Consider the following 11,918-nt stretch of genomic DNA (forward strand, 5'->3'; position numbering starts at 1 on the left):
CCTGCCTTTCTCAACTAATCGTGGCGGATCATTGCGCGAATACGTGACCAACCGCCCGGCACCAAAAAGAACGACAGACCAAACCCTGTGGCAAACCCCGTGAGATCCGCGATCCAATCGCCATTGCTGCCAAACAGTGCCCCGAATACCAGTTGAATACCAAGCAACATCGCGATCAGGGAAAAGGCGCGCATCTGATTTTCACCACCGACTTTCAGGCGTAACCAAATCAGGAACGTAAAGGCACCGATAAATCCATAGGCTCCGGGATAGGACCCAATCAGGGTCACCGGATCAGGCCAAACAAAGGTATAAACGACAGCCCCGATTGCCCCTGATAGGAAAAACACAAGTAGAACCGCGACGGGGTGAAACACTTCGCCGACCATCTTGCCCAGCGCCAAAACGATCACTGAACCAAACAAAGCGTGAGTGAAGTTGCCATGCAGAAAGAGGTAGCTGAACATCCGGATCACATGTTCACCAGGCCAGTTCCCACTGCTCCACATCCAACCAAAGATATCAGGTGAATAGGCATACTTCTGAACCGCCTGCAGTCGCCAAGCGATGGCCTCTGACCCACCCACAAGCCCGGTGCTGCCCAGATAAAAAGCCACTTCAATGAGAATGATCACAATCGCCAGCGCCGCAATCACCGGTGGAAGCGCATTGAATGGGCTGGAATTATTCGGGTCAGACATGTGCGCTCCTTGACGGCATTTGATGCCATGGGTAAGCCAAGCGGATAACAAATTCCAGTCGGAGTATCTGATATGAGTGAGGCGGTCCAAACGTCTTCTACGTTCACCCCACGCGTTTTCTCGGGCATCCAGCCTTCGGGCGGCCTGACGCTTGGCAACTATCTTGGCGCAATGAAGCGCTTTGTGGACACACAGAACACCGGAGTGCCATCGATCTACTGCATGGTGGATCAGCACGCGATCACCGTCTGGCAAAACCCAGAGGATCTGCGTCGCGCAACGCGTGAACTCTGTGCAGGTTACATCGCCTCTGGTCTTGATCCGGAAAAATCCATTCTGTTCAACCAATCCCAGGTGCCTGAACACGCGCAACTGGGTTGGATTTTCAACTGCGTCGCCCGCATGGGCTGGATGCAGCGCATGACACAGTGGAAAGACAAGGCTGGTAAGAACTCGCAGAATGCCTCTTTGGGTCTCTTCGCTTACCCAGCTTTGATGGCCGCTGACATTCTGGTTTATCACGCAACCCACGTGCCTGTGGGAGAGGATCAGAAGCAGCACGTAGAGTTGACGCGCGACATCGCGACGAAGTTTAACCACGACTACAAGGTAGATTTCTTCCCGATCCCAGAGCCGGTGATTGAAGGAACTGCCACCCGTGTGATGTCCCTGCGGGATGGCTCTAAGAAGATGTCCAAATCAGATCCGTCTGATGCGTCACGTATCAATTTAACGGATAATGCAGACACCATTGCCAAGAAAATTCGCAAGGCCAAGACAGACCCAGAGGGTCTACCGTCTGAAGCCAAAGGACTGGAAGAGCGCCCAGAAGCGCGCAATCTGGTGAACATCTATGCCGCTCTGTCAGAAACCTCTGTGGATGCAGTTCTGGCAGATGTGGGTGGCAAGCAGTTCTCGGAATTCAAACCAATGCTGGCTGAGCTGGCGGTTGAGAAACTTGCGCCGATTTCGACGGAAATGGCACGTCTGATGGAAGACTCTGCAGAGATCGATAAGATCCTGGCGCGCGGTGCTGAACGTGCGCGCGAGATTGCGTCTCCGGTCTTGAAAGAGACCTATAGGATCATGGGCATGGTCGGCGCATAGGCCAATTAGTATGACACGAGAAGCCGGGCCAAGCGCTCGGCTTTTCTGATTTCAGCTTAAGCAGGTGCACAGCTGCGTTTCAGCCGACGTGGCTTAGTGAACATCACAAGATTTCCAACCACGATCAATGCCACTCCAACGAAGGCAGTCTCTGTCCACACGTAGCCTTCGAACAGAGTCGATAAGAGCAATGCGATCAGTGGGAACACCACGGTTGCGTATCCGGCCTTTGCCGATCCAACGTTTTGCACCAACAATAAATATGTCGAGAAGCCAACGACCGACCCTATGACCGACAAATAGGCAAGCGCGGTCCAGTAAGTCACTCCAATCGGTGCAACGACCGGCGTGCTGCTAACGAGTATCAAAGCAAGCAGGACAATTGCACCAATGCCCATGCCCCAGGCATTTGCAATGATTGGCGATACGCCAACAGAGGTATTTTTGCGCGAAACCATGTTGCCTAACGAAAACAACATTGTGCCGCCACAAGCCCAAGCCACACCGCGCAAGCTATCCATGTCAAACCGCGCGAAAAGTTCATTCCAGAACAGCAAAACAAGTCCAGAAACGCCAATCAATCCTGCGATAATCACGCGCGGCGATATCTGCTCTTTGTAGATCACCCTCGCATTCACAGCATTGAAAATAGACGCTAAAGAAAACACCACCGAGACAAGCCCGGAGGGGATCAGCCCAGTCGCGTTATAAAAGCAGATGAAGTTGAAGCTGAACAAGCACAGCGCCTGCAAGGCGACAAAGCGCCAGACACTCGGCAGCTTCAATCGGCCAAGCAGAACCAACCCAGCAATCATGACGATTGCCGCCAAAGCAAAGCGGTAGAAAATTGAAACGAGAACAGGCACATCGCCCAATTGAAAGGCGATCGCGATCCAACTGCTGCCCCAAATCAGGACAGTGGCGGTAAAGAGTAAGAAAACAGTCATAGGGCGATTAAGCCCAAATTGGATAAACGGTATTGCACGATCTTGCGCAAATCGCGTTGGCCCTGCTTTCGTCTAAACCTCGGACTGCCTATGATTGCGATATGAAACACTCGGTTTTTGATTTTCTAGGCCAGTCCCCTGTGGCGAAAACGCATGCGCGTTTAGAGCTTGGAGAAGGCTGTGGCGTAACCATTTGGGAAAACAACAACGACCGCGTGCGATATGAGGCCCCGGCGAACAATACCTTTAGCCTTTATTTGAAAGGCGGCACAGGAACCTACCGGACTGATGCCGGCCGCGCATCAGGTTATCCGGGCGCGGTTTGCGTGATGCCGGAAGGCTGTGATTCCGAATGGGAAATCAACAAGCCTTTCCGGTTTGTGCATCTCTACTTGTCGAATGAACGCTTACGCAGTGGATTTGTCCGCACACACGATTGCGACGCTCGCCGCATGCAGATCGACGAAGTCACATTTACTGAAAACCAACGGATGGCTGCTCCGCTTTTGCAACTTGCACATGCGGCTTATCAAGATGATCGGCTTCAGGCCGAGACAGCTATGGCGGAATTCTTCGGCGCGCTGGATCCAAAATCCAGATCGATAAGCGCAGGCCTTAGCACCCATGTATTACGGCGCTTAGATGACTGGATCGACGCCAATCTGCACGAAATCATTTCTCTGGAAATCATGGCAAATCAGGCAGGGCTTTCCAGCTTTCATTTTCACCGTATGTTTCGCGTGTCCCGTGGGCTTGCCCCGCATGCCTGGGTCACCGAACAACGGGCTCTGCGTGCGCGACAATTGCTTTTGACCGATCAACCGATTGCGCAAATTGCAGCAGACTGTGGGTTTGCGCATCAAAGCCATCTATCACGTGTGTTTCGCCGCGCTTATGGTGTGACGCCTGCGCAATACCGACGTCTGAAAAGGGATTTGTCATAAATCTGAATTTCAATCGTCGTGAAACTGAAGCAATTCAACGCTATCAAAATGACACCTAGAAAGATCGACAGCGTGCACATCCCCGAAGCACGCTCCCCCATTTCAATTGGCCTCGGCTAAAATGAATTCTTTCTCTTCTGCCTCGGAGCTTCGGTTCCGAGGCAATTTCTTTTTTTGAATTTGGGGATACAAACAGTGTCGAACTGCCACGCCCCACTGCATGTTTATAGCCATTGCCCTAACCCATGGCTTCGGCCATGATGCCGCCAAGGAGGCAATATCATGCGTAAATTTCTTGTTGTGCTGGATGACAGCCGCGAATGTCTGAATGCAATGCGTTTTGCCGCGATGCGCGCCCGTAAAACCGGTGGTGGTGTAGAAATCCTGTCGATCATCCCACCAGAAGAGTTTCAACATTGGGTGGGTGTGGGTGACATCATGCGTCAAGAAGCGCGCGAGCGGATCGAAGCTCATTATGAGGTTTTTGCCAAATGGATGCGCGACCGTCAGGGTATCGACCCTGAACTTGTGATCCGTGAAGGTGAATTGGTGACCGAAATCATGTCTCAGGTCACAGCTGATCCAGAAGTCGGCGTTCTGGTGCTGGGCGCTGGTACCGATAAAGGCGGACCCGGTCCATTGGTGACACAGATGGCCCGCGCTTCGGGTACATTGCCCATACCGGTGACCATTGTGCCAGGTGATCTCTCTAAGGAACGGCTTGAAGCCATCACCTAAAAATATCTAAGGCCGATCATGCAAACCGCAAGTCGGCCTTTTTAGAATCATTCCAAACCTTGACACCGCCGCCCCTGCCCCGCATATCAATGGGCAGATATGAAAGGCATGGCCATGTTTATTCAAACCGAATCCACTCCGAACCCTGCGACACTGAAGTTTCTTCCGGGTCAGACTGTTCTGGAAACTGGCACCGCAGACTTTCCATCTAAGGAAGCTGCAGAAAATTCTCCATTGGCGACCCGCGTTTTTGGCGTAGAGGGCGTAACAGGCGTATTTTTTGGCCATGATTTTGTGACAGTCACCAAAGCGGATGACGTCGAATGGGATCATCTGAAACCTTCGATCCTTGGCATGATCATGGAGCATTTCCAATCCGGCCAGCCAGTTTTGGGTTCTGGTGGCGCAGTGCCATCCGGTCATGCTGAGCATGACGGTGAAGACGGCGATATCGTTGATCAGATCAAAGAGCTCTTGGACCAGCGCGTGCGCCCTGCCGTGGCGCAGGATGGCGGCGACATCACCTTCCATGGATTTGAACGCGGTGTGGTTTATCTACATATGCAAGGGGCCTGCGCTGGCTGCCCATCATCCACGGTGACCCTGAAAATGGGCATCGAGAACCTACTGCGCCACTACATCCCAGAAGTGACTGAGGTCCGCCCCGTTGGTGTCTGATCCACTTGTTTTAGGCTTTGACACATCGGCCGCGCATTGCGCGGCCGCTTTGCTGCGTGGGGATGTGTTGCTGGGATCATTTGCCAAAGATATGACCCGCGGTCAGGCCGAAGAATTGATGCCTTTGATTGAAGAGCTCTTGGCTGAGCACGCGGTTGGCTGGAAAGACCTTGATGCGCTTGGTGTTGGCGTCGGCCCGGGCAATTTCACAGGCATTCGCATCTCAGTGTCAGCCGCCCGCGGTTTGGCTCTGTCGTTGAATATCCCCTGTTTAGGCGTCTCCACTTTTGAGGCCTCCTTGCTGAATGCAGCGCCTGGAACCGTCGCCGCAGTGCCAGCACCTCGTGATCAGCAATATGTGCTTGAACCGGGTGCAGAGCCACGTTTGGTATCCCTACCTTACGAGGGTGAATCCGAAGTGGTGAACCCACCCGTCGCAAAGGTTTTAGCCGAAAACATTGCACGCTGTGCACTGGCCAGAATGGGAACCGACATCGCGCGCCCAGCACCGCTGTATATCCGAGCTGCCGATGCGGCGCCTTCACGTGATCTACCGCCCAAAATCCTATGACCCCGGAGGTTTTTGCTGACATACACGCCAGCGCATTTCGCGAATCCCGCCCATGGTCAGCAAGTGAATTTAAGGCATTACTTGCCTCCAGATTCTCTTTTTGGGTAGGCGACTCGCAGGGATTTGCGCTTGGTCGCGTTATCGCAGGTGAATCCGAGCTGTTGACCATCGCAGTCAGTCCCATTTCCCAACGGAAAGGCAAAGGGCGCGCACTTTTACAGCAATACCATTTGGCAGCTCGAAACCTTGGCGCGCAGGTACTCTTTTTAGAAGTCGCAAAAGACAATATAGGCGCAATAGCTCTTTATGAATCAGAAGGTTACAGCCTGACTTCGGTACGCAAAGGCTATTACAAACGCGATGATTCCTCCCATGTCGACGCGCTAAACTTTCGTCGAAGCATTAATTTGCAAGATTAATTTGACAGTATTCTCGGCCATTTGGTCAAAAAATCGGTTGACCCCCCTACCCCTTAGCGGCCAATTTTGGACATTGATCTGACCGATCTATAAACATCTAAAGCCCGGCACGAGTGACAGATCGGGCTTACACAAAACTGTGGGAGATACATTCATGACCCTTATGCAGAAATTCCTCGGTGCTGCGGCAACCGTTGCTCTGACTGCAGGCGTCGCTGCTGCTGATCCAGCCGTCATCTTTGACCTGGGTGGTAAATTCGACAAGTCCTTCAACGAAGCTGGCTACACTGGCGCGGAGCGTTGGGCAGAAGAAACTGGCGGCAAGTACCTGGAAATCGAACTGCAATCCGAAGCACAGCGTGAACAAGCGCTGCGTCGCTTTGCAGAAGCGGGCGCCAACCCAATTGTGACCATGGGCTTTGCCATGACCACTACAATTGAACAGGTTGCTCCTGAGTATCCAGAAACAAAGTTCGTGAACATCGATGGCTGGGCAAACCTGCCAAACGTTCAGACGATCTCCTTTGCTGAGCACGAAGGCTCTTACCTTGCTGGTGTTATGGCGGCGAAGGCTTCCAAGTCCGGCACTGTTGGCTTCATCGGCGGCATGGACATTCCATTGATCCGTAAGTTCGCATGTGGCTACGCGCAGGGTGTAAAATCTGTAAACGCTGACGCAACCATCATCGCAAACATGACTGGCACAACACCTGCCGCATGGAACGACCCGGTAAAAGGCTCTGAGCTGACCAAAGCACAGATTTCCCAAGGAGCGGACGTTGTTTACGCGGCAGCAGGCGGCACAGGTGTTGGCGTACTGCAAACAGCGGCTGACGAAGGCATCCTGTCTATCGGCGTCGACAGCAACCAAAACCACATGCACCCAGGCAAGGTTCTGACATCCATGCTGAAACGTGTTGATGTTGCGGTTTATAACGCACTTAAAGACGGCGAAGACCTCGCACCTGGCTTCCAGAACCTTGATCTGGCAAGCAACGGTGTTGGTGTTGCATTTGACAACAACAACGCACCTCTGATTGATGCTGCGATGACAGATGCCGTCGACATGGCGACCAAAGCAATCGTTTCCGGTGAGATCACTGTAGAAAACTATGCCGCAGCAGAGACCTGCTCGGTTTTGGAATTCTGATCCTTACATGACTGATACTATTGATACGGGGCGGCCAGAAATGGCCGCCCCTGCCGCTAGCACTCCATTGGCGCTGGAGCTAAAGGGCATTTCAAAAGCCTTTGGGCCGGTTCAGGCCAACAAAGACATTTCGATCTCGGTCCGCCCGGGCACGATCCACGGTATCATCGGGGAAAACGGCGCCGGAAAATCGACTTTGATGTCAATCCTTTATGGATTCTACAAAGCTGATTCAGGCGAGATCTATATTCGGGGGCAGAAAACCAGCATTCCCGATAGCCAAGCTGCGATTTCCGCGGGCATCGGCATGGTTTTCCAGCATTTTAAGCTGGTTGAGAATTTTACCGTACTTGAGAACATCATCCTTGGTGCCGAAGACGGTGCCTTGCTGCGCCCATCCTTGGCGAAGGCGCGCAAAGAGCTTAAACAACTGGCCGAAGAATACGAGCTGAACGTCGATCCAGACGCGATGATTGAAGAGCTCAGTGTAGGACACCAGCAACGGGTCGAGATCCTAAAGGCGCTGTATCGCCAAGCGGATATCCTCATTCTGGACGAACCTACCGGCGTATTGACCCCTGCCGAAGCGGACCAGTTGTTCCGTATTCTGGATCGTCTGCGAGCCGAGGGAAAAACCATCATCCTGATCACGCATAAACTGCGCGAGATCATGGAATATACCGATACCGTTAGCGTCATGCGTCGTGGTCAGATGACCGCAACTGTTCAGACGTCAGAGACTTCTCCGGAAGGTCTGGCAGAACTGATGGTAGGCCGTAAGGTTCTGCTGCAAGTCGACAAAAAGCCGGCTGAAACCGGTGCAGACATCCTGAAAATCCAAAACCTTCAGGTCGTTGATGAAGCAGGTGTCGAGCGCGTAAAAGGCATTGATCTGACCGTGCGTGCAGGCGAAATCGTTGGCATTGCAGGCGTTGCTGGCAACGGCCAATCTGAACTGCTTGAGGTTCTGGGCGGCTTCCAAGATGCAACGGGTTCTGTGCAAGTCAACGGACAAGAGCTGCCTTTGTCTGGCAAAGGGGCCGACGGACAGGCGCGACGGGCGGCGGGCATTGCCCATGTACCAGAGGATCGCCAAAAAGAGGGCCTGATCATGGAGTTCTCCGCCTGGGAGAACTCGGTCTTTGGCTATCATCACGACCCTGAATTCCAAAACGGCATTCTGATGGACAACAAAGGCATCCTTGCAAAGGCTGCCGACCAGATGGAACGGTTTGATGTACGCCCGCCACATCCGCATTTGGCAGCCAAGAACTTTTCTGGTGGCAACCAGCAAAAGATCGTTGTGGCCCGCGAAATCGAGCGCAACCCGGATGTCCTGTTGATTGGTCAGCCGACCCGTGGTGTGGATATTGGTGCGATTGAATTCATCCACCAGCAAATCGTGAACCTGCGCGATCAGGGCAAGGCGATTCTACTTGTCAGCGTAGAACTTGAAGAAGTCCTGTCGCTTGCTGACCGTGTGGCCGTCATGTTTGACGGTCAAATCATGGGCGAGCGCATTGCAAGCGAAACAGACGAAAAAGAACTGGGCCTCTTGATGGCCGGTGTCTCTGGCAATGATGGGGAGACCAACTGATGGGTAAAATGCCACTTTGGGCCGACGCCATTCTGGTGCCACTGATCAGCCTGCTTTTGGCGGCTTTTTTCAGTGCACTCGTGATCCTTGGCATCGGTGAGAACCCGATCGAAGCCTTTACCTTGATGGTAGATGGAGCGCTGAAACGCTCTGCAGGCTGGGGGTATACGCTGTATTACACCACCAACTACATTTTCACTGGCCTTGCAGTTGCTGTCGCCTTCCATGCACGACTGTTTAACATCGGCGGTGAAGGTCAGGCGATGATTGGCGGCGTTGGTGTTGCGCTGGCGTGTCTTTACATTCCTTGGCCTCATTGGACCTTGGCAATCGTTGGTGCATCTACTGCTGCGGCGCTTTTTGGTGCAGCTTGGGCCTTCATTCCGGCCTATCTGCAAGCCAAACGCGGTAGCCACATCGTGATCACCACGATCATGTTCAACTACATCGCTTTCTCTGTGCTTGGCTATTTGTTGGTCGAAGTCCTGCGCCCGACCGGGCAGATGGACCCGGCCTCTGCAAGCTTCCCAGAAGCAACTCATTTGCCGAACTTCCACGAGATGTTTGCGCCGGAAGGATCTCGCATGTTCCGTGGTGCTCCGGCCAATGTGACGTTCTTCTTGTCGCTTCTGGCTTGTGTCGCGGTCTGGGTGCTGATCTGGAAAACCCGTCTTGGCTATGACATTCGCAGCTTTGGTTTCTCTGAAACCGCGGCGAAATATGCCGGGACATCCCCTGTTCGTATCACTGTGATCGCAATGCTGATCTCTGGCGCACTAGCGGGCATGATGTCTGTGAACACTACCTTAGGTGAAAGCGAACGTCTGATCCTGAATTCCACCGAAGGGGCCGGTTTTGTCGGCATCGCGGTGGCTTTGATGGGCCGCAACCACCCAATTGGAATTTTCATGGCAGCTTTGCTCTTTGGGTTCCTAGCACAAGGTGGCGCAGAACTTGCCCTTTGGACGGACATCCCGCGTGAGCTGATCGTTGTGATCCAAGCGCTGGTGATCCTCTTCACTGGGGCCTTGGATAATATGGTGCGCATGCCGCTTGAGCGTCTGTTCCTCAGCTTTGGTCGCAAGGAGAACGCATAATGGATTTCCTGACTCTTCTTCAGGTGCTGGACAGCTCAGTGCGTCTGGCTATCCCTCTGCTGTTGGCCTGTTTGGCGGGCCTCTATTCTGAACGCGCAGGTATCTTTGACATCGGCCTAGAAGGTAAAATGCTGGCCGCTGCCTTTGCAGCTGGCGCTTTCGCCGCGATCAGCGGCAACGTCTGGGTCGGCCTGTTGGCAGGCATCGGTGCATCCATGATCCTGTCATTGCTACACGGTGTGGCCTCTATCACCTTCCGCGGGAACCAACTGATTTCAGGCGTAGCCATCAATATGCTCGCCGCCGGGATGACGGTTTTGATCGCGCAAAGCTGGTTCAGCCAAGGTGGGCGCACCCCGTCCCTTCTGACCGAAGGCCGTATGTCTCCAATCAATTTACCATTCGCGGATATGTTTGAAAGCATCCCGCTCTTTGGTCCGACCTATAGCGAACTCATTTCAGGTCACAGCCTGATCGTCTATGTCGCCTTTGCTTTTGTGCCACTGACATGGTGGGTGCTGTATCGCACACGTTTTGGCCTGCGCCTGCGCGCGGTGGGTGAAAACCCAGCGTCTGTGGATACAGCAGGTGTTTCTGTCATTCGCCTACGTTTCACGGCAGTGATGATCTGTGGCGTGCTTTGCGGAATTGCTGGTGCCTACCTCGCAACAGGTCTGCAAGCTGGCTTCATTAAAGACATGACGGCTGGTCGCGGGTTTATTGCTCTTGCCGCCCTGATCTTTGCAAAATGGCGTCCTTGGTATGCGCTTTGGGCCTGCCTGCTGTTTGGTCTGTTGCAAGCCCTCGCAGTACGTTTCCAAAGCATCGAACTGGCTGGTGTGGTGATTCCTGTTCAGCTGATGGAGGCCCTGCCTTTCATTCTGACAGTCGTAATTCTGGCCGGATTTGTTGGCCGCGCCATCCCGCCGCGCGCTGGCGGTGAGCCATACGTAAAAGAACGGTAAGTCCAGTTTAAAAAATCAATCAGCCGGGCTGCTAAATTGACGCAGCCCGGTTGTAATTTCAAAAAAGCGGGCGCTATGTGTCGCCATGCAGATATACCTCCCAATCGCAGAAGTTTCCGTAAACGCTTTCCTCCTTCTTGGACTGGGCGGCCTCGTGGGCGTTCTTTCTGGAATGTTTGGTGTCGGTGGCGGATTTCTCATGACCCCGCTCTTGTTTTTTATTGGCATTCCGCCGGCCGTAGCCGTCGCAACGGAAGCCAATCAAATTGTTGCTTCATCATTTTCTGGTGTGCTTGCTCACTTTAAAAGGAAGACGGTGGACCTCAGGATGGGGACGGTCTTGCTGATCGGTGGCCTCACGGGTGCGGCTTTGGGTGTTGTGATCTTCAACTACCTAAAGGCACTGGGTCAGGTCGATCTTCTGGTAAAGCTTTGCTACGTGATCTTTCTTGGGATTATCGGCGGCTTGATGTTCATCGAGAGCCTCAACGCGATCCGCAAATCAAGGAAGCAAACCGGTCCTATCAAACGCAAGAAACACACTTGGGTTCATGGTCTTCCGTTCAAAATGCGCTTCCGCGTATCAGGTCTTTATATCTCTGTGATCCCACCGCTAATTGTTGGTGTTTTTGTAGGCATTCTTTCAGCGATCATGGGTGTCGGCGGCGGTTTCATCATGGTACCGGCGATGATCTACCTTCTGGGCATGCCAACCAAAGTGGTAGTAGGCACCTCCCTCTTCCAGATCATCTTTGTCACCGCCTTCACCACTTTGCTGCATGCGACAACCAATTACACGGTTGATATGGCGCTGGCTGTCCTGCTGTTGGTCGGCGGCGTGATTGGCGCTCAGTTTGGAGCCGTTATCGGCGCGAAACTGAAAGCTGAACAATTGCGCATACTACTGGCTCTGATGGTCATTGCGGTTTGTTTGAAACTGGCCCTTGATCTTCTGATTATGCCAAGCGAGCTATATTCGCTCGGCGCAGCAGGGGGACACTAAT

13 protein-coding genes are annotated in these 11,918 nt (G+C 53.2%); 11 read left to right on the forward strand and 2 right to left on the reverse strand.

What is annotated here, in order from left to right; genetic code table 11:
- Positions 1–14 precede the first annotated feature (14 nt).
- Positions 15–701, reverse strand: a complete 687-nt coding sequence (locus JXQ85_RS10430; protein ID WP_421748836.1) for a rhomboid family intramembrane serine protease — start codon at positions 699–701, stop codon at positions 15–17.
- Between the two features lie 72 nt (positions 702–773).
- Here JXQ85_RS10430 and trpS point away from each other — a divergent pair, with 72 nt between their 5' ends.
- A complete protein-coding gene (trpS, locus tag JXQ85_RS10435) occupies positions 774–1,808 on the forward strand; it encodes a tryptophan--tRNA ligase (RefSeq protein ID WP_421748837.1) in 1,035 nt (344 codons plus the stop codon).
- A 56-nt stretch (positions 1,809–1,864) separates the two neighbouring features.
- Here trpS and JXQ85_RS10440 read toward each other — a convergent pair whose 3' ends face one another.
- On the reverse strand, positions 1,865–2,755 hold the full coding sequence (locus JXQ85_RS10440) for a DMT family transporter (RefSeq protein WP_421748838.1): 891 nt from the start codon (positions 2,753–2,755) through the stop codon (positions 1,865–1,867).
- A 101-nt stretch (positions 2,756–2,856) separates the two neighbouring features.
- Between JXQ85_RS10440 and JXQ85_RS10445 the strand changes: the two genes are divergently transcribed.
- The 10 genes from JXQ85_RS10445 (at position 2,857) to JXQ85_RS10490 (ending at position 11,917) form a co-directional block, all read left to right on the forward strand.
- The gene (locus JXQ85_RS10445; protein ID WP_421748839.1) at positions 2,857–3,699 is read left to right on the forward strand and encodes a helix-turn-helix domain-containing protein; all 843 of its coding nucleotides are present in this window, start codon (positions 2,857–2,859) and stop codon (positions 3,697–3,699) included.
- 282 nt (positions 3,700–3,981) lie between these two features.
- A complete protein-coding gene (locus JXQ85_RS10450) occupies positions 3,982–4,437 on the forward strand; it encodes a universal stress protein (RefSeq protein WP_421748840.1) in 456 nt (151 codons plus the stop codon).
- Positions 4,438–4,551: 114 nt separating this feature from the next.
- Positions 4,552–5,115: a NifU family protein gene (locus tag JXQ85_RS10455; RefSeq protein ID WP_421748841.1), complete on the forward strand. Its 564-nt coding sequence runs from the start codon at positions 4,552–4,554 to the stop codon at positions 5,113–5,115.
- Positions 5,105–5,686 carry a tRNA (adenosine(37)-N6)-threonylcarbamoyltransferase complex dimerization subunit type 1 TsaB gene (gene tsaB / locus JXQ85_RS10460; RefSeq protein WP_421748842.1) on the forward strand — a complete coding sequence of 194 codons (582 nt, stop codon included), beginning with the start codon at positions 5,105–5,107 and terminating at the stop codon, positions 5,684–5,686. The genes JXQ85_RS10455 and tsaB overlap by 11 nt, the downstream gene beginning before the upstream one ends.
- A complete protein-coding gene (locus tag JXQ85_RS10465; RefSeq protein ID WP_421748843.1) occupies positions 5,683–6,105 on the forward strand; it encodes a GNAT family N-acetyltransferase in 423 nt (140 codons plus the stop codon). Before tsaB ends, JXQ85_RS10465 begins: the two co-directional genes overlap by 4 nt.
- A 154-nt stretch (positions 6,106–6,259) precedes the next feature.
- Positions 6,260–7,255 (forward strand): BMP family lipoprotein, encoded by a 996-nt coding sequence (locus tag JXQ85_RS10470; RefSeq protein WP_421748844.1) that lies wholly within the window; start codon positions 6,260–6,262, stop codon positions 7,253–7,255.
- Positions 7,256–7,295: 40 nt separating this feature from the next.
- Positions 7,296–8,852, forward strand: coding sequence for an ABC transporter ATP-binding protein (locus JXQ85_RS10475; RefSeq protein ID WP_421749055.1), 1,557 nt, complete (start codon positions 7,296–7,298; stop codon positions 8,850–8,852).
- Positions 8,852–9,949 (forward strand): ABC transporter permease, encoded by a 1,098-nt coding sequence (locus JXQ85_RS10480; RefSeq protein ID WP_421748845.1) that lies wholly within the window; start codon positions 8,852–8,854, stop codon positions 9,947–9,949. The genes JXQ85_RS10475 and JXQ85_RS10480 overlap by 1 nt, the downstream gene beginning before the upstream one ends.
- The gene (locus JXQ85_RS10485; RefSeq protein WP_421748846.1) at positions 9,949–10,914 is read left to right on the forward strand and encodes an ABC transporter permease; all 966 of its coding nucleotides are present in this window, start codon (positions 9,949–9,951) and stop codon (positions 10,912–10,914) included. Before JXQ85_RS10480 ends, JXQ85_RS10485 begins: the two co-directional genes overlap by 1 nt.
- 85 nt (positions 10,915–10,999) lie before the next feature.
- Positions 11,000–11,917 carry a sulfite exporter TauE/SafE family protein gene (locus JXQ85_RS10490; protein ID WP_421748847.1) on the forward strand — a complete coding sequence of 306 codons (918 nt, stop codon included), beginning with the start codon at positions 11,000–11,002 and terminating at the stop codon, positions 11,915–11,917.
- Position 11,918: the final 1 nt, after the last annotated feature.

This window comes from Cognatishimia sp. (genome assembly GCF_049116455.1).
Taxonomy (GTDB): Bacteria; Pseudomonadota; Alphaproteobacteria; order Rhodobacterales; family Rhodobacteraceae; genus Cognatishimia.

Excerpts from the sequence above, each read along its gene's own strand:
- JXQ85_RS10465 (WP_421748843.1), top strand. The coding sequence starts at position 5,683 with ATGACCCCGGAGGTTTTTGCTGACATACACGCCAGCGCATTTCGCGAA.
- JXQ85_RS10450 (WP_421748840.1), top strand. The coding sequence starts at position 3,982 with ATGCGTAAATTTCTTGTTGTGCTGGATGACAGCCGCGAATGTCTGAAT.
- JXQ85_RS10455 (WP_421748841.1), top strand. The coding sequence starts at position 4,552 with ATGTTTATTCAAACCGAATCCACTCCGAACCCTGCGACACTGAAGTTT.
- JXQ85_RS10445 (WP_421748839.1), top strand. The coding sequence starts at position 2,857 with ATGAAACACTCGGTTTTTGATTTTCTAGGCCAGTCCCCTGTGGCGAAA.
- JXQ85_RS10430 (WP_421748836.1), bottom strand. The coding sequence starts at position 701 with ATGTCTGACCCGAATAATTCCAGCCCATTCAATGCGCTTCCACCGGTG.
- JXQ85_RS10480 (WP_421748845.1), top strand. The coding sequence starts at position 8,852 with ATGGGTAAAATGCCACTTTGGGCCGACGCCATTCTGGTGCCACTGATC.
- JXQ85_RS10475 (WP_421749055.1), top strand. The coding sequence starts at position 7,296 with ATGGCCGCCCCTGCCGCTAGCACTCCATTGGCGCTGGAGCTAAAGGGC.
- JXQ85_RS10490 (WP_421748847.1), top strand. The coding sequence starts at position 11,000 with ATGCAGATATACCTCCCAATCGCAGAAGTTTCCGTAAACGCTTTCCTC.
- JXQ85_RS10440 (WP_421748838.1), bottom strand. The coding sequence starts at position 2,755 with ATGACTGTTTTCTTACTCTTTACCGCCACTGTCCTGATTTGGGGCAGC.
- JXQ85_RS10485 (WP_421748846.1), top strand. The coding sequence starts at position 9,949 with ATGGATTTCCTGACTCTTCTTCAGGTGCTGGACAGCTCAGTGCGTCTG.
- JXQ85_RS10470 (WP_421748844.1), top strand. The coding sequence starts at position 6,260 with ATGACCCTTATGCAGAAATTCCTCGGTGCTGCGGCAACCGTTGCTCTG.
- trpS (WP_421748837.1), top strand. The coding sequence starts at position 774 with ATGAGTGAGGCGGTCCAAACGTCTTCTACGTTCACCCCACGCGTTTTC.